This is a genomic window from Acinetobacter sp. GW821-FHT01E09 (genome assembly GCF_059422385.1).
The window spans coordinates 1,584,884-1,608,284 of record NZ_JBWKWU010000001.1; the positions used below are offsets into that span (position 1 = coordinate 1,584,884).

At 37.8% G+C, this 23,401-nt stretch carries 18 protein-coding genes and 1 pseudogene; 17 read left to right on the top strand and 2 right to left on the bottom strand.

Annotated features, from left to right (window positions below; translation table 11 throughout):
- Position 1 precedes the first annotated feature (1 nt).
- The 4 genes from AC07U8_RS07265 (at position 2) to AC07U8_RS07280 (ending at position 5,720) form a co-directional block, all read left to right on the top strand.
- On the top strand, positions 2–2,596 hold the full coding sequence (locus tag AC07U8_RS07265) for a fimbria/pilus outer membrane usher protein (RefSeq protein ID WP_494737579.1): 2,595 nt from the start codon (positions 2–4) through the stop codon (positions 2,594–2,596).
- Positions 2,593–3,882 carry a fimbrial protein gene (locus AC07U8_RS07270; protein WP_494737580.1) on the top strand — a complete coding sequence of 430 codons (1,290 nt, stop codon included), beginning with the start codon at positions 2,593–2,595 and terminating at the stop codon, positions 3,880–3,882. Before AC07U8_RS07265 ends, AC07U8_RS07270 begins: the two co-directional genes overlap by 4 nt.
- Positions 3,882–4,622 carry a fimbrial biogenesis chaperone gene (locus tag AC07U8_RS07275; protein WP_494737581.1) on the top strand — a complete coding sequence of 247 codons (741 nt, stop codon included), beginning with the start codon at positions 3,882–3,884 and terminating at the stop codon, positions 4,620–4,622. Before AC07U8_RS07270 ends, AC07U8_RS07275 begins: the two co-directional genes overlap by 1 nt.
- A gap of 90 nt (positions 4,623–4,712) precedes the next feature.
- Positions 4,713–5,720 (top strand): AraC family transcriptional regulator, encoded by a 1,008-nt coding sequence (locus AC07U8_RS07280; protein ID WP_004820352.1) that lies wholly within the window; start codon positions 4,713–4,715, stop codon positions 5,718–5,720.
- A 171-nt stretch (positions 5,721–5,891) separates the two neighbouring features.
- Here the strand turns inward: AC07U8_RS07280 and AC07U8_RS07285 are convergent.
- Positions 5,892–6,434: pseudogene (locus tag AC07U8_RS07285) on the bottom strand (integrase core domain-containing protein); the annotation flags it as partial.
- 320 nt (positions 6,435–6,754) lie between these two features.
- Here AC07U8_RS07285 and moaA point away from each other — a divergent pair.
- The 12 genes from moaA (at position 6,755) to AC07U8_RS07345 (ending at position 19,003) form a co-directional block, all read left to right on the top strand.
- Complete coding sequence (moaA, locus tag AC07U8_RS07290) at positions 6,755–7,813, top strand: GTP 3',8-cyclase MoaA (RefSeq protein ID WP_004820354.1); 1,059 nt, start codon at positions 6,755–6,757, stop codon at positions 7,811–7,813.
- Between the two features lie 95 nt (positions 7,814–7,908).
- On the top strand, positions 7,909–8,832 hold the full coding sequence (moaCB, locus tag AC07U8_RS07295; RefSeq protein ID WP_004820356.1) for a bifunctional molybdenum cofactor biosynthesis protein MoaC/MoaB: 924 nt from the start codon (positions 7,909–7,911) through the stop codon (positions 8,830–8,832).
- Complete coding sequence (locus tag AC07U8_RS07300) at positions 8,829–10,046, top strand: molybdopterin molybdotransferase MoeA (RefSeq protein ID WP_494737582.1); 1,218 nt, start codon at positions 8,829–8,831, stop codon at positions 10,044–10,046. Before moaCB ends, AC07U8_RS07300 begins: the two co-directional genes overlap by 4 nt.
- Positions 10,047–10,081: 35 nt before the next feature.
- On the top strand, positions 10,082–10,705 hold the full coding sequence (gene mobA, locus AC07U8_RS07305; RefSeq protein WP_494737583.1) for a molybdenum cofactor guanylyltransferase: 624 nt from the start codon (positions 10,082–10,084) through the stop codon (positions 10,703–10,705).
- 49 nt (positions 10,706–10,754) lie between these two features.
- Positions 10,755–11,006, top strand: coding sequence for a MoaD/ThiS family protein (locus AC07U8_RS07310; protein WP_494737584.1), 252 nt, complete (start codon positions 10,755–10,757; stop codon positions 11,004–11,006).
- Position 11,007: 1 nt separating this feature from the next.
- On the top strand, positions 11,008–11,487 hold the full coding sequence (locus AC07U8_RS07315) for a molybdenum cofactor biosynthesis protein MoaE (RefSeq protein ID WP_004820364.1): 480 nt from the start codon (positions 11,008–11,010) through the stop codon (positions 11,485–11,487).
- Between the two features lie 131 nt (positions 11,488–11,618).
- Positions 11,619–14,048, top strand: a complete 2,430-nt coding sequence (locus AC07U8_RS07320) for an FdhF/YdeP family oxidoreductase (protein ID WP_494737585.1) — start codon at positions 11,619–11,621, stop codon at positions 14,046–14,048.
- 81 nt (positions 14,049–14,129) lie between these two features.
- The gene (gene fdhD / locus AC07U8_RS07325; RefSeq protein WP_151803144.1) at positions 14,130–14,918 is read left to right on the top strand and encodes a formate dehydrogenase accessory sulfurtransferase FdhD; all 789 of its coding nucleotides are present in this window, start codon (positions 14,130–14,132) and stop codon (positions 14,916–14,918) included.
- A 41-nt stretch (positions 14,919–14,959) separates the two neighbouring features.
- Entirely contained in the window at positions 14,960–15,703 is a 744-nt protein-coding gene (modA, locus tag AC07U8_RS07330; protein WP_034614135.1) for a molybdate ABC transporter substrate-binding protein, read from the top strand.
- 9 nt (positions 15,704–15,712) lie between these two features.
- Positions 15,713–16,402: a molybdate ABC transporter permease subunit gene (modB, locus tag AC07U8_RS07335; protein ID WP_004820372.1), complete on the top strand. Its 690-nt coding sequence runs from the start codon at positions 15,713–15,715 to the stop codon at positions 16,400–16,402.
- 4 nt (positions 16,403–16,406) lie between these two features.
- Positions 16,407–17,027 carry a molybdenum ABC transporter ATP-binding protein gene (locus AC07U8_RS07340; protein WP_494737586.1) on the top strand — a complete coding sequence of 207 codons (621 nt, stop codon included), beginning with the start codon at positions 16,407–16,409 and terminating at the stop codon, positions 17,025–17,027.
- Positions 17,028–17,302: 275 nt separating this feature from the next.
- Entirely contained in the window at positions 17,303–19,003 is a 1,701-nt protein-coding gene (locus AC07U8_RS07345) for an Hsp70 family protein (RefSeq protein WP_494737587.1), read from the top strand.
- Between the two features lie 50 nt (positions 19,004–19,053).
- Here AC07U8_RS07345 and AC07U8_RS07350 read toward each other — a convergent pair whose 3' ends face one another.
- Positions 19,054–21,018 (bottom strand): molecular chaperone, encoded by a 1,965-nt coding sequence (locus AC07U8_RS07350; RefSeq protein ID WP_494737588.1) that lies wholly within the window; start codon positions 21,016–21,018, stop codon positions 19,054–19,056.
- A gap of 588 nt (positions 21,019–21,606) precedes the next feature.
- On the opposite strand from AC07U8_RS07350, the gene AC07U8_RS07355 reads away from it, so the two are divergent.
- Positions 21,607–23,352 carry a ShlB/FhaC/HecB family hemolysin secretion/activation protein gene (locus tag AC07U8_RS07355; RefSeq protein WP_434277755.1) on the top strand — a complete coding sequence of 582 codons (1,746 nt, stop codon included), beginning with the start codon at positions 21,607–21,609 and terminating at the stop codon, positions 23,350–23,352.
- The last annotated feature ends 49 nt before the right edge of the window (positions 23,353–23,401 follow it).

The following is a 23,401-nucleotide window of genomic DNA, read 5'->3' on the forward strand; positions in this document are numbered from 1 at the left end:
TATGTTTGCTGAATATTTTGGCCGTAGAAGCTTATTGTCTATATTTTTAGTAGGTTACTTGATTGGTGGTAATAATTCTGCCGATGCAAATGATCATGTTAATAACGATGGTGAATATATATTTGATCAAGCATTATTCCGTGGACAATCTGATCATCAAATTAAGCTATTAGAACGTCTAAGTGAAAAAGAAGATATATTGCCAGGCTTTTACAAAGTGGATGTTTTTGTTAACAAGCAAATTATTGAACGTATGGATTTAAAGTTTGTAGAAAACCAACAAAAAAATATTTCACCATGTTTTGATTTAGTTGCTATAGAAAAATTAGGAATTTCAGAGCAAATTTTGATAAATATTAAAAAACAGCAAGATCAATGTGTTCTCTTATCAAATTATATTCAATCCAGCTCAATAGATTTTAATTTTGAAAAGCTTCGACTTGATATTAGTATCCCTCAAAATGATATGCATAATATTCCACGAGGCTATGTTAATGCATCCCAATGGGATGCGGGTGAAAGTATTGGTTTTATCAATTATCTGGGTAATTATTATCATACTTCATATCAATTACAGGGCCATTCGCAGACTCAATCTGCTGCATATGTATCATTAAATGGTGGTGTAAACATTGGAAAATGGCAATATCGTCAACAGTCTAATATTAATTATAGTCCAGAAATAGGGACAAAATGGACCAATATTCGTAGTTATATTTCTCGCCCTATAGAACCTATTCAAGGTGTACTGACTTTAGGGCAGACCTATAGTTCTGGAAAGTTTTTCTCAGGGTTAAGTTTTAATGGATTGAGCCTTAGTTCCGATGAAAGGATGTTACCTGATTCATTACGAGGCTATGCACCAACGATTCAAGGTATAGCTAAAACCAATGCAAATGTTTCTATATTGCAAAATGGTAAGGAGATTTATCAGACAACAGTAGCGCCAGGCGCGTTTAAAATTTCTGATTTATATCCTACAAATTTTAATGGCGATTTAATCGTTAAAGTTAGAGAAGCTGATGGAACGATTTCTCAGTTTAGTGTTCCATTTTCAGCTGTACCTGAGTCTCTACGTTTAGGTGCTTCACGTTATAACTTAGATGTAGGGAAAACTCGTGATATTGGAGAGGACACTTTTTTCTCTAATCTTACTTATCAACGAGGAATAAGTAATAGCGTCACTTTAAATTCAGGATTACGTTTAGCAGATGGTTATCAAGCTGGCCTCTTAGGCGGAACATATGCATCACATATCGGTGCTTTTGGTGCTAACTTAACTTACTCTAGAGCAAGTTTACCTGATGAAAATATAATAACAGGTTGGATGACTAACCTGACCTATAGTAAGACTTTTCAGCCTACCAACACGACAGTATCTTTAGCAGGCTATCGTTATTCAACTGAAGGATATAGAGATCTAGGCGATGTTATTGGGCTGAGGAATTCTTATAAACATGGTTATCGTTGGGAGTCATCGACTTACCAACAACGCTCCCGTTTTGAAATTACGCTGAACCAAAGCCTTGGTGATTACGGGATATTATTTTTATCAGGATCAGCACAAAACTACCGTGATGGTCGTGATAATGATGTGCAGGCACAAATTGGATACGGCAAAGCATTTCAAAATGGTTTGACGCTCAATCTGGCTGTAATGCGACAACATTATGCTTATGGCAATATCATCAACAATAGATTTGATGAAATAGATTCAAAGCTACTTGATAATCGTCAAGATACCTCAGTGAATCTTTCCTTGAGCTTTCCTTTAGGGCGATACAAAAAAGCAAATTTACCGAATTTAGATTTAGCTTACTCACATTCTGAAAACGCTAAAGAGTTTTATCAAAGTACATTGTCTGGTTCTTTAACTCAGGATCAATCACTGAATTATGCAGTAGGTCTCAGCCATGATCGAAATATGCAAGTGACGACTTGGAATACAAATCTCAATAAACGTCTAGACAATAGTAATTTAGGTCTAAATGCTTCAATGAGTGATAACTACTGGCAAGTTTCAACTAATCTGCAAGGCGCATTAGCGATGCATTCTGGAGGGATCACATTTGGTCCATACCTTGGTGAAACTTTTGCTTTAGTTGAAGCCAAAGGTGCTGAAGGTGCAAGACTCTTCAATGGTCAAGGTACACGAATTAATCATCAAGGTTATGCGCTGATTCCTGCAATTACACCTTATCGCTATAACAATATTTCATTAGAACCAAAAGGCATTTCTGATCGTGTTGAGATTGAAACAAATGATCAACGTATTGTTCCCTATGCTGGTGCAGCGGTAAAAGTAAAGTTTAAAACCAGAATGGGTTATCCATTACTCATCCAAGCAAAATTGGATGCTGATGAATTTGTTCCTTTAGGTGCTGATGTAATTGATTCGCAAAATAATGTGATTGGAATGGTGGGGCAAAGTGGTCAAATGTATGTTCGTACTCCAGCAAAGCAAGGGGTTCTAACTGTCAAATGGGGCGAAGAATCAGATCAGAAATGTGATGTTCATTATCAGCTGAATGATGAACTTCTTAAACAAACGATTATTCGTCTGGAAGAAACGTGTAAATCTGGAGAGTTGAAATGATCCGCACACAATTCAAAATATTAATTTTATTGGGATTCTTTTTATCTATCTTTGCCCATGCTAACTGTACAAAAGTGGGAAACTTTCTAGCAACTGATGGTACTACTGCGGCCATTGTGTTTGGAAAAGTAAACTTAACAAGTTTATATTTACAACCTGTTGGGAGTTTAATGGGGAGTGCTGTTGTCCCTCCAACAAGTTATACCTATGGTGGAGCGAATGCCTCGACAGTATTTTGGGAGTGTGACCTTACAGATTTACCGAATATCCAATTCTTGGTAGCTACAAATGGCGATGATCGAGTAGGGGGCTATTGGGATTTGGGTGGACTCTATGATGGGCTTCCCAATGTATATGCAACTTACTATAAGTATGTTGGTCTTAAACAAACAATGGATGGGGTAGTTTTAACTCGCTATTGGAAATCCTTGCCGGTCAAAAATTATCAAACTGTCGGAAGTAAAATACGAATTAGACTACAAGATATCCCATCGCTTTATGCAGAACTCTATAGAGTGAGCCGTTTAGCACCTCAGTCTGGTTCAGGTAGCGCTTATTGTGGAACTGGTATAGACAATCAAATCACAGTGGGTTCATATACCTGTATACAGCCTAATGCATATATTCAATTAAAAGGACCGGGTTTAACCAGTGATAATGTTGGAGAAGATTCGAATACAAATTATAGATTTTGGGGGGTGAATAATGGGATAGGCTATGGAATGCGCACTGGAAACTCACTTTCGAATCAACCAACTTGTGTTGCTCGCAATGCGACTCCTATTGTTTTTTTCAATACGATTAATACTCTAGCGCTTGGTGCAAATCAATCTGTACAAGAGAACTTTAATGTATCTATTGAATGTTCCAATCAAGTTACTTCAGGTACAGCAAGCAATCAGACTGCTATTGGAATACAGACTTCAAATGGTGCATTTGCAGCAGCACAACAATTAGGTTTAGTAAATGCCCAAAATGGTGTGACTGCTTTACTCTCAGATAATTATACTGATCCACAGTCAGCAAAAGGTGTAGGAATTTTCTTAAAAAACACAAATACTGGGACAGATATGAATTTTGTTGGTCAGCCAGGTTTAGCAGGTGGGGGTACAGCTGCAGGTTGGTATCCTGTACTAAGTGGAGCACAAACAGGGGCATCAACAGAATCAGGCTATACGCATTATCTACATAATTTTACCGCAATCTTAAAAAAACTACCTGGAACTGAACCGATTAAAGCTGGAAAAGTTAATTCCACAGCATATGTATTAGTTAAGGTGCAGTAATGAAAATAACAAAATTTACACTATTATGTATTTGTTTGTTTTATTCATTTCTATGTCAAGCTGGAGTATTGGCTGCTAAAACACGGATAGTTTTTAAGGACGGTGAGCATGAGCAAAGTCTAATGTTAGCAAATACTAATGACTATCCTATTATTCTACAAACATGGGTTGATCAAGGAGAAGGGGATCCTGATATTAATAATATGCCGTTTTTAATATTACCACCTTTTGTAAAACTCGCATCAAATGACATTCACGGGCTTAGAATTTTGTATAATGGCAAGGCTCTACCAAACGATAGAGAAACTGTTTTTTGGTTAAATCTATATGAAATACCAATGATTAAGCGTCATAGCGATCAAGCTGCATATATGAATTTAGCAATGAATACTCAGCTTAAATTATTTTATCGTCCTAAACAGATCGCAAAAATGTTGCCTGAAATGATAGTAGAAAAAATACATTTCAAAATCGTTGAACAAGATAAAAAAAATTATATCGAGTGTGAAAATCCCACGCCTTATCATGCTTCATTGATCAACTTAAAAATTGAAAGTCTTTCTCAAAAAATATATATACAATCAGAAATGGACATGATGTGCTACCCGTATTCAACTAAACGTTATGAAATAGCTGGTGAACTTAATAAAAATGATAATTTATATACACTTAGCTATGATTTTCTTGATGATGATGGTAATGCAATTCACTTTCAGAGAAATCTGAACCCATTTAGCTAATGATATAGAACCTTGGTATAGTTCTATATGTTCTAATAAAATCTGATGCTTAGCGATTAATCTTTTTTAGATGTACAGGGAAAATTAAAGATGAAGCGTATTTATAGTTTAAAGTCTGTGACGAGCGGTTTAATTGATTTGTTAGAGCTTTTTATTTTAAAAAAAAATTTAAATGTCGCTAAAATTGCAAACAATTTGTATGAAGACAAACGAATTCCATTCACTGAATGGTTAGCAATGTTGAAAGCAATTGAAGAAAAATATAATAGACCATCTCTAGGATTAGAAATTGCTAGATATGTAAAACCTTCACATTTAGGTATTTTAGGATACATCGGCTTATCATGTGAAAGCTTATATGATGCACTGCCTTTTTTTATTAAATATCAAAGGCTTTGTTATGATTTTATGCAAATGGAAGTTTCTATTGAAGATGAAAGCCTTGTTGTGTCATGGGAGTTTGATGCAAACTTTAAAGCAGGTAAGTTAGCGGATGAGACAATGATTGCTATATTTTTTAATATTGTAAACATCATTGTAGCACCCAATGTTGTGAAGTTGAACAAAGTGGAGTTTGTATTCGATCGACCCAAAAATCCACGTACTTATGAAAAATATTTTGATTGTAATATTGAGTTTTCGAAAAATAGAACAAGAATGCTTTTTGCGAAAAGCAATTTAGAGTTGCCCATAAATAAGGCTGATCCTGTTTTAAAAAATATTTTAAATAGGCAAGCAGACATTTTGTTGATTGAGCTACCAGAAGTCAATTCATTTGATGAATTGGTGCAACAAAATATTATCAAAGCTATTCATCAAGGTAATATCAATATTGAATATGTTTCCAAAAAAGTAGGTCTTCCTACGAGAATTTTTCAATACAAATTACAAAAACAAGGTTATACATTTAAGCAACGTCTTAACCAAGTTAGAAAAGGACTGGCATTACAATACCTTGAGGACAGGTCATTGAACATTAATGAGATATCAGCTTTACTCGCTTATAACGAACAAAGTTCTTTCAACCGAGCATTTAAAACTTGGTTTGGTATGAGTCCAATACAATGGAGAAAAGATTTTAATAAAGATGCTATTTGAAATAGGTAAAGTTAAAGAATTATATTTGTTTTGTTAAAATCACTAAGTTTTATTAGAAATGGCTTAGGAATTACTTCTGTTAAATTTACATGTACTCGCTCAAATCTGATCTGACAGTTACCCTTTTTTAGTGTGTCTGTCAGGTTAAATTTGAGCTAGATTCTTTTCAGCCTAAATTCGCTTCCCTTCAAGTAATCTTTCTAGTGGTGTGTGACCACTGCACATTTTTCTCCTGATAAGTTCGTTCAGTATTATAGAATTTTTCCAAACGTCTAGAGCCGCTTGTAATTCCGCTAAAGTACTATATAGCTTCTTCCTAAATGTAATTTGATAAAACTCTTGCAAGATCGTCTTTATGGAAACGCTCGCATATTCCATTCGTTTGTGGGAGTGCTGGTTTTGTTTTTGTGTGATCAATATCATTGATGACTAAACATAGCTCATAATTATGTTGTTCAACCTTACCGCAATTTCCAATACCCTATCTGTCAGGATACGCAGCATTGGTAGATCCTGTGACTGATAAAATGGTAATACAGGACCATTTAAAAGATCTGCTGCTGTAATCGGTATTTTCGTTGTATAGAGCTGGCAATGAATGACTTTGCTGTAGGTGTCGATGAAAGTTTGCAGATAGATTCGACCAACACCTTTGAGATTGCCAACGTAAAAGATATCTTTTGCTCCAAGATATCCTGGATGGTGTGTTTCTATTATGTTTGCCTTTGCGTTGGTAAATACGACCACGTTTTGGATCAAAGCAGATTAAAAGATTTCATCAATTTATCAAGGCCTGACAGTAGAAGATGAATGGCTTGTATGATAGGTTTTAGGTATGGGCTTGTTGATTTGTGAATGATATTGCTGAATAAGGTCATACGGACTGGTTTTACAACAAAGTTTAATAAGAAAGGCTGATCAGGCTTTGAATGAGCAAGGTTTAGGGTACCTAGATTAGGTGTTATTACTGGTTTATCTATTTTTGCCACGCAACTTTAATGAAGCAAAACTGTTTTTAAGTGCTGAGAAATAAAATGATGAAGGTATCAAAACAAAGCTCTGTAAGCATAAGCTCTGAAACAAAAAGCCAGTTTGAATCTATTTTATCAGCACATTTACCTGAATCGAAATTAGTTGATCAGTTTCAAAGACACAAAAGAAAACTAAGAATTTCGTTGACTGATCGATGTAACTTTAAATGCAGTTATTGTATGCCTGATCATCCGAGCTGGTTAGCTAAACAGGATATTTTAAGTTTTGAAGAACTTTATAGATTTTGCGAAGTGATGATTAAGCTTGGCATCACTCAAATTCGCTTAACGGGTGGCGAGCCGTTGATGCGAAAAGGGCTCGTGAATTTTATTTATACGCTTAATCAGTTAAGACCATTAGGTTTACAGCGTGTCTCAATGACGACGAATGCTTATTATTTAGAAAAATATGCAGTTGAGCTAAAACAAGCTGGGCTTGATGATCTAAATATAAGTTTAGACAGTATTGATCCAGCCACTTTTTTTAAAATGACTCAAAAACCCTTAACACCCGTATTAAAAGGAATTGAGGCGGCAAAAGCTGCAAATATTCCAATTAAACTCAACTGTGTTTTGGTCTATGGAGAGAATCATCAGGAAATATTGTCATTAACTGAGTGGGCTTATCAAAATGACTTTGAACTACGATTTATTGAATACATGCCATTGGATCAACCTGAGCATTGGAAGCGTGAGAAAGTCGTAGTTGAGGATGACATTATCAATATACTTTCGCCACATTTTCGCATCGATAAATTAGAACGAAATAATGACCCAGCCACAATATATACACTCAATCAACGTTTTAAACTGGGTATTATTTCCACCATCAGCAAGCCTTTTTGTCAAAGTTGTGATCGTTTGCGTTTAACCGCAACGGGTGAGTTATTTACATGTTTGTTTGCCAATACAGGTATTTCTGTTCGACATTTATTGGCTAAAGCTCAGGGAAAACAATTGATAGCAACAATTTTGGATACGGTTTGGCAAAAAAAAGCAGGCTATATTGCTTACCAAGCTGCACCCATTCGTAAGATTAGTATGCATTCTATTGGAGGTTGATTTTATACATAGATATAGAATTGTATCTGCTTATTTTATTTGAAATGAATTGCTTATTGTGAAGCTGTATATTATTTAAATTGACAGGATTTTTTATGAAAAATGTAGGTATGAAGCCTGAGAGTTATCGTATTGCTACAGCAAGTTCGGAGTTATTCGCGCCACCGCATTGTTTACAATTATTAGCAGAGGGCAATACGGAAAAAGGCGATGCACTAAAAACAGCACGAATCGCAGGGATTCTTGCAGCCAAACGTACCGATGAGCTTATTCCGCTTTGTCATCCTTTACCTATTTATCGAGCTGATGTCGATTTTGAAATACTAGCAGATCGCGTCAAGATTACGGCAACCGTAGAAACGATTGCACCAACTGGTGTGGAAATGGAGGCTTTAACTGCCGCAAGTCTGGCTGCGCTCACGATTTATGACATGTTGAAACCGCATTGTGAACCAGATGAGCTGATGATTGGTCATTGCAAGCTTGAATTGAAAAAGGGCGGGAAGTCGCACTTTAAACGCCATCTTCGACAAGCAGTATCAGCTGCGGTCATTGTGTTATCAGATAGTGTCGCTTCTGGCAAAAAACCTGATACAGCGGGACGTTCTGTGGTTGAAACCTTAACTGAGGCTGGATTTGATCCAATTCACTATCAAATCATCGCTGATGAGCCTTTGCAACTAAAACAATTGATTTCAGAGTTGGTGCAATCTTATGGATGCATTATTACGGTGGGTGGGACAGGCATAGGTAAGCGCGATATTACTGTCGATACGATAGAACCATTATTGGAACGAGAACTGAATGGCCTGATGGAAGCGGCACGTGCTTTTGGGCAAAGACGGACACCTTATGCTGCAATGTCTCGTGGTGTAGCTGGTTTTATTGACCGATCATTAGTCATTACTTTACCAGGCAGTCGTGGTGGCGCATCTGAATCTATGGCAGCGATTTTACCTGCCTTAGTGCATATCTTTGATGTATGTCGAGACTTACCACACCCAGGAGGTTATGAATGAGTTGTTCTGGTCAAGGATTAATAGGTCTAGATCAAGCATTGGCAGCTTATTCTACGGTTGAATCGCGAGCGGTTCAGACTCTGCCACTGGTAGAAGCACATCAACATTATCTGGCACAAGATGTTCTGTCTGAGATTGCATTACCTCTATTTACTCAGAGTGCAGTAGATGGCTATGCCTTAAAAAGTGAAGATATTCTTGCTGGTATTACCGTGTTTGAATTGGTTGGAGAAATACGCGCAGGTATTGAAGAATATATCCAGATCGAGTCTGGACAGTGTGTTCGAATTTTTACAGGCGGTAAATTGCCAGATTCGGCTGATACAGTTGCCAGACAAGAAATAGTATCTAAACTAGATAGCCGAATCAGCTTAAATCAAGCGCTTAACAAAGGGACGGATATTCGTTATCAAGGCGAAGAATTATCTATTGGGACAATATTGGCAAAGCAGGGCCAATATCTAAAAAGTGGCTTAGTTGCATCACTAAGTATGGCAGGGGTAAAAGAGGTCAGTGTTTTTAACCATCCTCGTATTGCTGTATTGATTACAGGCGATGAAGTCAGCAAAAGTCTTGATAATAGCGCTCAGGTTTTTGATGCGAATTCGCCAATGGTTTTAACATGGTTGAAGGAAAGAGGTTTTTACTCGATCCATTTAGAACATGTGATAGATGACGAAATTGTCTTGAAAAAGGCTTTAGCAAATGCCTTAGATCATTACGATTTAGTTATCACGACTGGCGGGGTTTCAGTTGGAGATTATGATTTGATTCGTCCTGTTTCTCTTGCATTAGGGGCAAATGAAATTTTTTGGCAAGTTGCTCAGAAACCAGGCAAACCGATTTATTTTGCTGAATATAAAAAACCAAACCAGACTTCCTATTTATTAGGGTTGCCGGGTAATCCAGCAGCAGTATTTGTTTGTTTAGAAATCCATGTGTTCACTTTGCTTAAAGCAATGCAAGGTTTAAAAGAACCTAAACTAGAATGGGAGAAGGCGAGCTTAAGTGAGGCTGTAAAAGGTGATAGTCGGGAACAACTGTTGCGTATGAAATTGAATGTTGATGAGCAAGGGCAACTTAGTGTTTCAAAACTCAAAAAACAGCAATCGCATATGCTAAGTAATTTAAGTGAAGCGAATGTCATTGGTCGAATTCCAGTGTTTAACAATGCTGAAAATTGCCCCAAATTCATTGAGTTCATTCGTCTTTAGTATTTTGAGTCTGATACGCTTGGGTAACAATAAAAATGTCTCAATATCCAAATACTGACTTAGTCATTTTAGCTGGTGGTCAAGCTAGACGGATGCAAGGTAAAAACAAACTTTTGCAGCAGTTTGATCATGAAATGCAACTGCTTAAAATCTATCATCAATTTTGTGATGAGGTCGCGAAAATTTGGGTAAATAGTCATCAGGACTGTATTGTTTATCAGGAGATCATCGCTGAAATAGCCTGTTTTTCAGATGATCAGGCGGGATTTTTAGGGCCATTAATGGGAATGAAAAGTGCATGGACACATGTAACTACAGATTATATTCTGTTTATTCCCTGCGATATTACTTTTATCCCTACAGATGTCTTATCAAAAATGCATCAAACTTTATTGGAGGCGGAAAATTCTCAAGCTGTATTTATCTCTATAAACGAACAAAACCTTTACCCCTTTTGCTTGTTGAAAAGAGACAGCTTAGCTACGCTTGAAAAGCATTTGGCTAACGAGCAATTAAGTATTCGAAAGTGCTTTGATGATTTAAAGCCACAAGTCGTTAAATATGAAAACCCTATAAGTTTCCATAGCATTAATTCAGAACAGGAGCTAAGACTATACCGTGAAGAATTACACATATTCAGTCGTTCAAATTCAAGTTAGTTCGCCCTGAATATTCACTGTTGGACTTATGCTTAAGCAAAGGTGTTAAATGGCAGAGATTCAAATTAAGATTGAAACTTATGGTGCAATTGAAAGGCTGTTACCTAAAGATTTAATTTTTTCTTGTGTTGAAAGTAGTATGGTCTTAGAAATTTTGCAGCAAATTTCTGATCAATATCCTGATTGCGCTAGTCTTTTAGAGAAGTGCGCATGTGCGATTGGTGAAGAAATTATTCCCCGTCGACATCGATTAACAAGCCATTGTACATTGGTTTTATTATCCCCTGTAGCAGGAGGCTAACATGACAAATGGATCTCGGATTAAGGAAACGGATCTGAGTTTAGATGATTTTAAAACCATCGATGATTTTCCTGAATGTGGTGGTATTGGAATTTTTATTGGAACGGTTCGAAATCACCATGAAGGTCGCAGTGTTAAGGCATTAAAATATACTGCTTATACGCCCATTGCTGAAAAAATGATTCGTGTAATTGAGCAAGAAATACAAAACAAATATGCAGTATCATATATTCAGGTCATTCATAGAATTGGCGCTCTAGAAATCGGAGGCAAAGCAATCATCGCAGTGGCTTATGCGCCGCATCGAAGAGAAGCTTTTATGGCGTGTGAAGAGGCTGTAGAACGTGTAAAACATGAAGTTCCAGTCTGGAAGGAAGAGTTTTACTCAGATGGTTCCAGTGAATATGTCGCTGGCTGTTGTATCCGAAAAGATGACGATGTTTCGCATAAACATCTTCATTTGAATTCACATTCTCATTAAGTCGTTGTAAATTAAGCTGCTTAAGTTATAAGAATGATGAATGATTATTATGAAAAGTTACCATGTAAAGTAAATGAATTTTTTCTTGAGCTGATTTTTTAATCAGATAAGCCATTAAAGAGGGCACTCAAATGAACGATTTAGAAAAAAATAAAGCTGAAACAGAAGGCCAAGAACGCCATATTCAGGAGAATACTAATTTCGCGCGTATCGAACCCTATACGCACCCAGCTGGAGGTTGGGGCGCTTTGTTGAGTGTTGCTAGAAATTTAAAAAGGCAAGAAGTCTTTGCCAAAGGCTCAATTACATTAATGAATATTAACCAACCGACAGGTTTTGACTGTCCTGGTTGTGCATGGCCTGAAAAAAAAGATACGCACGCATTTAACTTTTGTGAAAATGGTGCAAAAGCTGTTGCATTCGAAGCAACCAGTAAACGAGTTACTCCCGAATTTTTTGCGCATCACACGGTGAGTTGGTTAGCTGAGCAAAATGATTTTTACCTCGAAGATTTGGGGCGACTCACAGATCCAATACGTTATGACGCGGCTACAGATAAGTATGTCCCAATTTCTTGGGATGATGCATTTAAGCTTATCGCTCAACATCTTCAAGCTTTGGATCATCCAGATCAGGCTGCATTTTATACATCTGGCCGGGCAAGCAATGAAGCGGCTTTCTTGTACCAGTTATTTGTCAGAAGTTATGGAACAAATAACTTCCCTGATTGTTCAAATATGTGTCATGAAACCACCAGTATTGGTTTGAAGGATTCAATTGGGCTCGGCAAGGGGACCGTTACTTTAGATGATTTTGATCAAGCGGATACGGTATTTAGTTTTGGGCATAATCCTGGTACCAACCACCCTCGAATGTTAGGAACTTTACGTGAAGTATCGCGTAGAGGTGGAAATATTATTGCGATTAATCCAATCAAAGAACGTGGGTTAGAGCGTTTTCAGGATCCTCAAGCAGCAATTGAGATGATGACGAATGGCAGTACGCCCATTAGTCGTTTTTATTTCCAGCCGAAAATTGGCGGAGATTATGCGCTTTTGTTGGGGATGATGAAGCATCTTCACGAATGGGATAAGCAGGCAATACTCGCAGGTAAAACGGGGGTATTTGATCGGCAGTATATTGCTGAGAATACTGTTGGCTTTGATGAAATGTTAAAAGAAGTTGACCGAACAGAATGGCGTGATATTTATCAGTATTCAGGCCTCTCTCCAGAAAACTTAGAATCAATTGCTAAAATGTTTTGCGAGTCTGAGCGTTCGATTTTTTGTTGGGGGATGGGCATAACACAACATAGACACGGTACTGCGAATGTTCATATGTTGGCTAATTTACTTTTGGCGAAAGGACAGATTGGTCGTCCGGGAGCAGGCCTATGTCCAGTTCGTGGGCACAGTAATGTGCAGGGTGATCGGACCATGGGAATCAATGAATTACCAAGTACAAAAATGCTGGATGACATTGATCGTGTTTTTAACATTAAATCGCCACGCAAACATGGCTATGGTGTGGTAGAAACGATTAAAGCGATGTATGAGGGCGATGTTAAAGTCTTTATTGCTTTAGGCGGGAATTTTGCAGTTGCGACTCCTGACACCCCATATACTCAAGAAGCGCTAAAACGTTGCTCACTGGTGGTAAATATCGCAACAAAACTCAATCGTAGCCATCTCGTGTGTGGTAAAGACGCCTTGGTTCTTCCATGTCTAGGTCGTACCGAACTGGATAAGCAACTGAAAGGGAATCAGGCGATCTCAGTTGAAGATTCAATGAGTAATGTTCATTTATCCGCTGGGCGCAATGAACCTGCATCAAAGAACTTGCTTTCTGAACCTGATATTGTTGCACGAATGGCTGAAGCGACGTTACCTGACTCTAAAATTAAATGGCGTTGGTATGTTGAGGACTATGATCGTATTCGTGATTCTATTGAAGAGGTTTTTGAGGAATTTAAAGATTTCAATGGACGAGCCTATCAACCGGGTGGTTTCCATCTGATTCATCCTGCCAATGTTAAAGTTTGGAATACCCCCGTGGGTAAAGCACAATTCCTGATTACGCCATTAAGCCAAGTCTATAACGATCAAGAAAATCAATTTTCTGCCCAGTATACAAAGAGTAAAGTCTACACTTTAATGACGATTCGTTCGCATGATCAGTATAATACGACCTTATATGGCCTAGATGACCGCTATAGAGGTGTGTTTGGCCAGCGCCGTGTATTATTTATAAATCAACAAGATATTGAAGAAGCTGGTTTTGTTGCTGATCAATGGGTTGATATTGAAAGTGTATTCTCTGATGGGGTAAAAAGAGTCGTGAAAAGTTTCCGAATCGTTCCCTATAACATTCCACCAGGAAGTCTGGCCGCCTATTATCCTGAAACCAACCCACTGGTTGCGCTTTCAAGTCATGATCAATATGCCAAGATTCCAGCTTCAAAAAGTGTTCCTGTTATTTTACATGCTGGCGATGCACCTGAGCACTTCAATTTATTTACTGAAGTCGATCCTGAGAATGCAGAAAAAAAGGTTGAGATTTAATTATTTACTGGTTTAGTGCAGGAAACATGAAATTGGATAGTAACCTATGGTTGCTATCCTGAATGGTAAGGAAAGCTCAAGTTGGAACCACAATTTTCAGGTTATGCGTCAGTTCAAATTACACGATTTGATCAAGATAAAACAGATGTTCAGTTTGATCAGGTTGTTCAAGAATATCCGATTGCATTGGTTTATAACGGTATATCTCATGCGGTGATGATGGCTACACCAACTGATATCGCAGAGTTTGCAAAAGGATTTAGCCTTTCTGAAGGAATAATTGCAAGTTTAAAAGAACTTTACTCGCTTGATATTATTCACAACAATTTTGGTATACAGGTTGAGATGAAAATTTCATCAAAAGCTTTTATGGCACTAAAAGAACATCGCAGAATGCTGATTGGTAGAACAGGATGTGGTTTATGTGGTATAGAAAGTCTTCAACAACTTCAATTTTCATTACCAAAAATTAGTTCTACAATTCAATCAGAATGGTTAAGAGAAATTCCTAACGCAATCAAACAATTAAAAAACCAGCAAAAGATTACTGCTGTGACTGGCGGAGCGCATGCTGCTGCTTGGGTTGTGGAGGGGAACATTCATGCTATTTTTGAAGATGTTGGACGACATAATGCGCTAGATAAATTACTGGGTCATATCTCAGCAGAGAACTTTGATTTGTCAAAAGGATTTGTGGTGATGACCAGTCGAGCAAGTTATGAACTGATTAGAAAATGTGTTGTATTAAATATCGCATTACTTGCAACAATTTCTGCGCCTACCAGTATGGCAATAGAGATGGCACAAGCTTCAGGTCTCACATTGGCAAGCTTTTGTCGGGGTGACGGTTTTGTCCTTTATAGTCAGTAATGCTTAGCGAACAATTTTTTGTTATTCAAAGGAAGATGTCGATGAAAAAAATTTTATTTAGTTTAAGTTTGCTTGCCATGGGCCATGCTTATGCAGAAGATACAATCACAGTCTACGCTGCAGCCAGTTTAACCAATGTTCTAGCAGAACTAGATCAAAAATATGAAAAGAAAAATAATATAAAAATTAAAACATCTTATGCAGGTTCATCGACACTGGCAAAACAGATTGAAGCAGGGGCACCAGCCAATTTGTTTATCTCTGCCGATGAGCAGTGGATGAATTATTTACAAGATAAAAAATTGATTGACCCTAAAAATAGAAAGAATCTACTTGGCAATCGTTTGGTATTGATTAGCCCGAAAAATCAAAACATACAATTCAAAATGACTCCGTCCTTTGACCCGACCACCGCATTTAAAGGCAAGCTTTGTACAGGCGATACCAAAAGTGTTCCTGTTGGAAAGTATGCGAAGCAAGCTTTAACATCATTGCAGTGGTGGGAAAAAATTCAGCCGCGTTTAGTTCAAGCAGAAGATGTTCGCGTTGCACTGAATTTTGTGGCACGTGGTGAATGTAATGTGGGGATTGTTTATTTAACTGATGCTGCAATTAGTCCAGACGTTAAGGTTATTGCTGAGTTTCCGTTAAACACGCATACACCAATTGTTTACCCAATGGGGATGGTAAAACCGACCCCTGAAACTGTTAAGTTTTATCAATATTTACAAAGTAATGAAGCTAAAACTATATTTAAAAAATATGGCTTTAGCGTTCTCAATTAGAAATCGGTTATGTTTGATGTACTGTCACCAGCAGAAATTGAAGTCTTAAAACTCTCTTGTAAAGTTGCTGGTTTTTGTCTGATTTTTAGCTTGATTCCAGCCATTATCGTTGGCTGGATTTTGGCACGTAAAGATTTTTTCGGAAAATCATTATTTGAAACATTGATTTTTTTACCTTTGGTGTTACCGCCAGTTGTGCCAGGTTTTTTACTTTTACAAGTTTTTGGTAATCGCGGCTTCTTAGGGAAATATTTAACGGAGTTCGGCCTAGATTTTGCATTTAATTGGAAAGGTGCAGTCTTGGCTTCGGCAGTGATGGGATTTCCATTATTGGTCCAATCGATTCGTCTGGCGATTGAGCTTGTTGATCAAAAGCTAGAAATGGCTGCAAAAACTTTAGGTGCATCTGCATTTTCAACTTTTATGCATGTGACCTTGCCTTTAGCGAGTAGCGGTATTTTAATTGGTGCAATTTTATGTTTCTGTCGTAGTTTAGGAGAGTTTGGCGCAACCATTACATTTGTGGGCAATGTTGAGGGTGAAACCAGAACTCTACCGCTTGCGATGTATAGTTTGATGCAACAGCCTGATATGAATCATGCATTGCAACGTCTGATTATGATTTCATTGACTGTGGCATTTTTGGCATTATGGTTTGCACAGTGGTTTCACCGCTATCAAAAGAAAAAACAGAGTTAACGTAATGCATTTCGATTTTAAAATAACCCTGAAATTTAATAAATTTAATTTAAATCAGCAATTTAAGTCTGATGAAAGTGTTGTGGGATTATTTGGACATTCTGGTTCAGGTAAAACCAGCATTTTAAATGCGATAGCTGGCTTACGTACGCCACAACAAGGCTGGATCAAAGTGAACCGAGATACTTGGTTTGATCATCAAACAAAAATCAATATCCCCACTCAAAAACGCCGTGTGGGTTTAGTCTTTCAAGATGCCCAATTATTCCCACATAAAAATGTTATGGGGAATTTAAAGTTTGGATATAACCGAATTGATATTGATCGACGTCAGTTTGAGTTGGACTATATCATTGAATTATTAAAGCTGAGCCATCTGCTTGATCGGATGCCAATACACCTCTCTGGAGGCGAAAAACAGCGGGTGGCATTGGGGCGTGCGATTTTATATTCGCCGAATATTCTGCTATTAGATGAACCTTTATCTGCATTGGATGCAGAGCATAAAGCTGAAATTATTCCATTCTTTCAACAAATAAAGAATGAGATTAAAATTCCTATGTTATATGTGACTCATGATATCGAGGAAGTCAAACTGTTAACAGATACCATTTGGCATTTATGATGATTATCGATTGGGTTTAATTTAATTCATCCTTTGAAATTTTGGTGATTTAAGTGGGGGATGTGAACGAATCAAACAAGAACTCTTATGACTCTTCTAAACATCTAAAATATGGTGTTATGTCATTTTAGCGCTTTGAGTACACTGTAATTGGCTGTTTTACAAGGCGTTATACGGAATCAATTTATCCTGTGTATTCAGTTGCTAAAAGTAATTCTGATCTACTAGAATAGCTATAAACTTAATTTCTATTTTCATTAAAATACCAGATAACAATGACAGCATTAAAACCCTTAATAGCAATAGATCTTGGAACGAGTAATTCCTTAGTCAGTGTGTTTGAGAATGGTCAAGCACGAATTATTGAAAACGTTTATGGCACTAAATTAACGCCCTCAGCAATTGCACTGGATGAACAGGGGCAAATGCTTATCGGTCAGGCTGCACTGGAACTGAGAAGTAGTGGAAGGGAGGTTCTTACCAGTTTCAAGCGATTGATGGGAACAGCAAAACGGCTGAAGCTGGGGCAGCAGGATTTTTCTGCGACTGAACTTTCTGCGCTTATTTTAGGATCTCTAAAACAAGATGCTGAGCAGGTTTTGCAATGTGAGATTGATGAAGCAGTGATCTCAGTACCTGCATATTTTAATGATATCCAGCGACAGGCAACTATTGCCGCAGCAGAATTGGCTGGTTTAAAAGTCAGTCGATTAATCAATGAACCAACAGCAGCAGCACTTGCTTATGGACTTGGACAGACTGATGACAGTTGTTTCCTGATTTTCGACTTAGGTGGTGGCACATTTGATGTATCCATTGTTGAATTATTTGATGGTGTCATCGAAGTACGTGCCAGTGCAGGAGACAATTATCTTGGTGGTGATGATTTTGTCCAGCTGTTGATAAAGCAGTTTTGGAAGCAACATGCGCATGTTTTTAATTTTACAGAAAGCACCATACCTCATGATATTGAGACCGCTTTAAAGGCAAGAGCGCAGCATACCCTACATGTCCTGAGTAAAGAGAGCCAAACCCAACTCACTTTTAAATGGGGTGGTAAGGAAGCGAGTCTGGATATTAGCCAGCATGATCTGACCAATTGGGCTGAATCATTATTAATGCGGTTACGTCGACCACTTGAACGGGCTTTAAGGGATGCGCGGATTTTACCACAACAGGTTGATCAGATTATCATGGTTGGTGGAGCAACTCGAATACCTGCTGTTCGTAAACTTGTCACCAAACTTTTTGGTCGATTTCCATCCACCAGCATACAGCCAGATGAAGCAATTGTGCGTGGCGCTGCGATACAAGCAGGGCTAAAGGCCAAGGATCAAACCCTCAAAGAAGTTGTGTTGACAGATGTCTGCCCATTTAGTTTGGGTATAGCAGTGGGATCAGATGATCAGTTTTCCCCAATTTTGGAACGTAATATTGTGATTCCTGCGAGTCGAGTCAATACTTATACTGCAATGAATAAAGGACAGCGCGAGATATTCGTAAAGATATATCAAGGTGAGCATCGGCTATGCAGTGAAAATATTTTCTTAGGGGAATTAACAGTTGCTTTACCAGCCAATGATGAGTGCTTATCCATTGAGGTGCGTTTTTCCTATAATCCCAATGGTGTTCTTGATGTAGATGTTCATATCCCAGCCACAGGTGAGAATTTACAGAAAGTGGTTGTTAATCATCAGAGTACTATGTCTAAAGAACAAGTCGAAAAGGCCCGTAAACAGTTGCAGGATTTAAAGATTCATCCGCGTGAAAATTTAGTGAATAAAAGCCTATTACTTCGTGCCGAACGCTTGTATAGCGAACATACTGGCGATCTGCGTTTACAGATCGGGGAGCGCACTCAGCATTTTCACCAAATACTGAACCAACAGGATGATAGGCAGATCAGGGAAGTACGTCAGTATTTCGAGAAATTTCTCAATGAAATTGAAGACCTGAAGCTCTTTGATGAGTATTGATGATCAATCTTGTAGGACATCAGCCAATTATACTGATGTCCTGTATTTCCTTATGAAATATTCTGTTCCCGTTTAGTTTTTATACTAAGAAACAGATAAGAACCTATGACCAAAGGGATAATATAGGTCATAAGGGTTAGGTACATTATTCCGAGATAGGATAAGTATTTTAAGCACGAAGAGAATTTTCTGGTGTTGAGGGTTGTTAGGAGTAAAGCAGCGAATCCGATACAACCTAAATACATATAGGGTTGGGATTGAGCAGATACGAGGAAATAGGTAAAACTAAACATCCAGATTAGACGTAGACACACAATACCAATGCTTCTGTAGAAAATAGCCTTATCCGTTAAATTATGCGGTTGCTTGCGGTAACCAAAGATAGCAAACAGTGGTCGAAAAGAGTCTGGTAAGAGTAAAAAACCAACAGGAATTAAGCTATATACCAGTAACCAAGGATAGTTCGGATGTCCAATGGTATAATATATAAATGCGAAGCCACCACACAGTGTGACCAGACCAGCCAGCATCATCCATCTGTCGAAATGAATATAGCTACTTTGCAGCAGTTGATTCATATCAGGCTTTGCGACCAGTTGCAGGCAACCAAATAAAAAGACAGAAAGAAGTATCCAACCATAGCTCAGAACCTGATGTAGGGTAGGATTGAACCAATGGATAAAGCTGCACAAAACCAATCCAGTTAGAAACCAGATTTGACTGAATCGGATTAGTCGTGTTTCTTGATCTGAATGTGTCGTCATGATTGCATGAAAAGCTGGCTGAATCAGAAAAATAAAAAGTAAACTGAAGACTGCTGTGCTCAGTAAAATGGCTGCTCCTGTGAGCTGCTTTCCCCAAAATGTCTGCAAAAATACAAAGGTACTCATCGCAAATATTAGATCAATAACAATAAATTTTTTGTTTACAGCTAAACTTTTTAGAAAACTGAAATTAATATTCTGCTCAGTATTTGATAAATGAAACTGGTTAAGGAGATCCATTATTTTGAGCTGAGGATGATCTTTGCGAAGCTGTCTTTGCAATTTAAGCATGCGGAAAGGCTGGAATTTCTGTGGACCTGACAGTAGCTGTAATAGCTGATTTCGCTCAGATGGTAAACTTTGCAGCAATAATTTGTTGCTCTGATAAGTGTCCAATTTAGACTGCAAAACATTGCTATAGTAAGCATAATCGTAATGATGAATATCATCTGAATAGATAGTATTCCACAGATCAAGGAAGCGTGAATATTCGGGATTTAGCACATCAGCTTCAATTTCAGCAAGAGGTCCGAGGAGCTGATCCTTGATTTGAATCTGCTGGGCCAGTGTCAGCTCAGATTGCTCAGTGAGTAATTGGGTAAATTTATCAAATACAGTATCACTAATATTCTGATCCCAGAGTGCATCGCTAACCTGATGAAGCTGAGCTAAAGGTGAAGCACTTTCATGATCAGGGATATCCGTATCTGCTGAGGTCTGGTGATATGAGTATTCCTGATCATGATGAATTACAGTATCTTCTAAAGCAGATGGATCTGTAATAGCGGTACAACTGGCAAGCTCAAAGAAGTCTTCCAACTGAAACTGCTGTAATAAATATTTTAATCGTTCCAGATATTCTGTCTTTACACTTTGATCACTTACAGCCTGTAAGGCGATCCCAAATTGTATAATTGCATCCGTTATATTAAATTTAATATTTTGTGAGGTAATCTGTTGTTCAAGATCTACAAATAATATTTCAATTTGAGTAGATGTAGTTGAAGATATGTCGGTATCCGTCGTTACATTGACATCATAAATAATTGACGGTGTTACATCTTCTTCGTATTCAGATTCATAGGCCATCATTTCTGCTTCAGCCTGTGCTTCCTGAAGGGCTTCTCTTAGTAAAATGAAAGCCTCAGCTTGCGTATCCTGATCAATGGTTTTCAGTTGTCTTGCATAAGCCCGCTTTATTTCCCGTTGATCTGAAGTGGGTTCTATTGCCAGTCGTTGCCAGGCTGTCATTTATTCTACTCATTTTTCTAGTTAAGTATGCATCTTGGACCCAGATAAAGTAGGGGTAAGATGATTTTAGTTCAAACATTTTAATCATATTGGCTGAATTTACAATTAGTGTGGGCCTTAGAATAATGAAAAATAGATGATTGCTAAAAAAATACTCAAGCTCATTAGACGAAGGCTTCTGGTCGCTTAAAAATTATACATCTCAGGGTATTCTTTAAAAATTTTTAAAAATTACTTTGGTTCATGGTTTTAATATGTATTTAACTCAGCTATGTATAGAACTTAAATACTTAAAATTATTACAATCACAATGCGGCTTACCTCAGCGTTAAAAGAGTGGAAAAAACTAAAATTAAAAAAAATGAAATTGTTTAAATTTTTGATAAATAATAAATATTTAAAATAATGCTTAATCTTTATTTAAAGAAGAGCGAGAGGAGAAGCTTAATAGGTCTAGGTTTTTAATTACTCAAATGAAGTCAAAGTGAAAAAAGCATAAATTAAGCTAATCTATACAGCTTGTCCTATTTACAAAATGTCATAATTTCGAAATAATAAAACGTGAAATACATCACAATTACTATTGACATGAAAAATTTAGAATTAAATAAAGTTTCTTTAGCTGTTTTTTTAACGATTTTAGCAACAACGACTCAGGCTGCGGAACCACCATCAAATCCAACTTTGACGTTAAATCCTACTCAACGTCAGCAACAACGTGATGAAGCATTACAAAAGCAATTACAGCCCGAAGCTGTAGTGCAAACGGGACTAGAAAAACAACTTCAAACCCAAGCACAACTGAAATATCTAAAATCAAACAGCGAAGACGTGTGTTTTAAAATTAAAAAATTTGTATTGATTGGGGATGATGCACGTCAATTTACTTTTGCGATGCGTCCCGTCACGCAAGGCCAACATAATCTCATTGGCCGATGTATTGGGGTACAAGGCTTAAACCAAGCCTTAGATCTAATTCAAAACAGTATTATTAGTCATGGTTATGTCACCACCCGCATGCTGTTACCTCAACAGAACATTGCTTCAGGTGAGATTAAACTGCAAGTGATTGCTGGGAAAGTAGATCAAATTCAATTTGTTCAAGGGACGTCTAAGCGTGCTCACAAATTTAACGCCTTGCCTGTTCAGTCTGGGGATATTTTAAATATTCGGGATATTGAACAAGGTTTAGAAAACTTTAAACGCGTGCCGACTGTTGAGGCTGACTTTAAAATCAAACCCTCAGAACAGCGTAACCAACCTGGCTATAGTGATTTAGAGTTGGCATGGCAACAATCAAAACCCTACCGGATTCATTTAGGTGTTGATGATGCAGGCTCAGATTCAACTGGGAAATACCAAGGCACAGCAACCTTATCTTTAGACCATCTGTTTACTGCAAATGACTTGTTTTATGGCAGTTATAACCATGATTTGGGTGGGGGAGATCAAGGTAAACGCGGAACGGACGGCTATTATTTAAGTTATAGCATTCCACTCAAATATTGGTTACTCAGCACCAGTTATAGCCAGTCTGATTATAACCAAACGGTTGCAGGTGCCAGTGAAAGTTATAGCTATAGCGGCAAAAGCAAACTGATTGGGGCCGATTTATCTCGGGTACTTTACCGTGATGCCAAACGAAAAACCACCGCCAGTGTGGGAGGATGGTATCGGGAATCACAAAACTTCATCAATGATGTAGAAATTGAAGTACAACGTCGAAAAACCGGTGGCTGGAAAGCCAGTTTGGATCATACAGAATATCTAGCCAATGCGACTTTAACAGGCAATTTAACCTATAAACGCGGTACAGGTGCATTTAATGCAATGCATGCACCTGAAGAGCAATTTGGCGAAGCCTATACCCATGTCGGTATTTTACAAGCCAATGCCAGTCTGCAAGTGCCATTTAAAGTCGGTAATCAATCGCTACAGTATCTTGCTGAATGGCGAACACAGTACAGTAAAAAACCACTGACCCCACAAGATCGATTCTCGATTGGGAATCGCTATACCGTAAGAGGGTTTGATGGTGAACAAACTTTATTGGCAGATAACGGCTTTTTAGTCCGTAATGAAATCAGTGGCTCGATGTTTAAGCTTCCGATGCAATGGTACACAGGAATTGACTATGGTGAAGTTGGGGGTAAAACCGCACATGAACCAAATCCATTGCTGGGAACAAGTTTAATGGGTGCTGCCTTTGGATTACGTGGGCAAGTCTTAAAATCGGTCAATTATGACGTTTTTGTTGGGACGCCGTTAAAAAAACCAGACCACTTTAAAACAGACAATGTGACGACAGGATTTAGCCTGAACTGGATGTATTAATCCATTACATCCAATGTCCATATGCAACATTCAATCTTGAAAAAATATT

Excerpts from the sequence above, each read along its gene's own strand:
- modB (WP_004820372.1), top strand. The coding sequence starts at position 15,713 with ATGTTTGATGTACTGTCACCAGCAGAAATTGAAGTCTTAAAACTCTCT.
- AC07U8_RS07320 (WP_494737585.1), top strand. The coding sequence starts at position 11,619 with ATGAACGATTTAGAAAAAAATAAAGCTGAAACAGAAGGCCAAGAACGC.
- AC07U8_RS07350 (WP_494737588.1), bottom strand. The coding sequence starts at position 21,018 with ATGACAGCCTGGCAACGACTGGCAATAGAACCCACTTCAGATCAACGG.
- moaA (WP_004820354.1), top strand. The coding sequence starts at position 6,755 with ATGATGAAGGTATCAAAACAAAGCTCTGTAAGCATAAGCTCTGAAACA.
- AC07U8_RS07355 (WP_434277755.1), top strand. The coding sequence starts at position 21,607 with ATGAAAAATTTAGAATTAAATAAAGTTTCTTTAGCTGTTTTTTTAACG.
- modA (WP_034614135.1), top strand. The coding sequence starts at position 14,960 with ATGAAAAAAATTTTATTTAGTTTAAGTTTGCTTGCCATGGGCCATGCT.
- AC07U8_RS07340 (WP_494737586.1), top strand. The coding sequence starts at position 16,407 with ATGCATTTCGATTTTAAAATAACCCTGAAATTTAATAAATTTAATTTA.
- AC07U8_RS07275 (WP_494737581.1), top strand. The coding sequence starts at position 3,882 with ATGAAAATAACAAAATTTACACTATTATGTATTTGTTTGTTTTATTCA.
- AC07U8_RS07265 (WP_494737579.1), top strand. The coding sequence starts at position 2 with ATGTTTGCTGAATATTTTGGCCGTAGAAGCTTATTGTCTATATTTTTA.
- moaCB (WP_004820356.1), top strand. The coding sequence starts at position 7,909 with ATGAAAAATGTAGGTATGAAGCCTGAGAGTTATCGTATTGCTACAGCA.
- AC07U8_RS07300 (WP_494737582.1), top strand. The coding sequence starts at position 8,829 with ATGAGTTGTTCTGGTCAAGGATTAATAGGTCTAGATCAAGCATTGGCA.
- mobA (WP_494737583.1), top strand. The coding sequence starts at position 10,082 with ATGTCTCAATATCCAAATACTGACTTAGTCATTTTAGCTGGTGGTCAA.
- AC07U8_RS07270 (WP_494737580.1), top strand. The coding sequence starts at position 2,593 with ATGATCCGCACACAATTCAAAATATTAATTTTATTGGGATTCTTTTTA.
- AC07U8_RS07345 (WP_494737587.1), top strand. The coding sequence starts at position 17,303 with ATGACAGCATTAAAACCCTTAATAGCAATAGATCTTGGAACGAGTAAT.
- AC07U8_RS07315 (WP_004820364.1), top strand. The coding sequence starts at position 11,008 with ATGACAAATGGATCTCGGATTAAGGAAACGGATCTGAGTTTAGATGAT.
- AC07U8_RS07310 (WP_494737584.1), top strand. The coding sequence starts at position 10,755 with ATGGCAGAGATTCAAATTAAGATTGAAACTTATGGTGCAATTGAAAGG.
- AC07U8_RS07280 (WP_004820352.1), top strand. The coding sequence starts at position 4,713 with ATGAAGCGTATTTATAGTTTAAAGTCTGTGACGAGCGGTTTAATTGAT.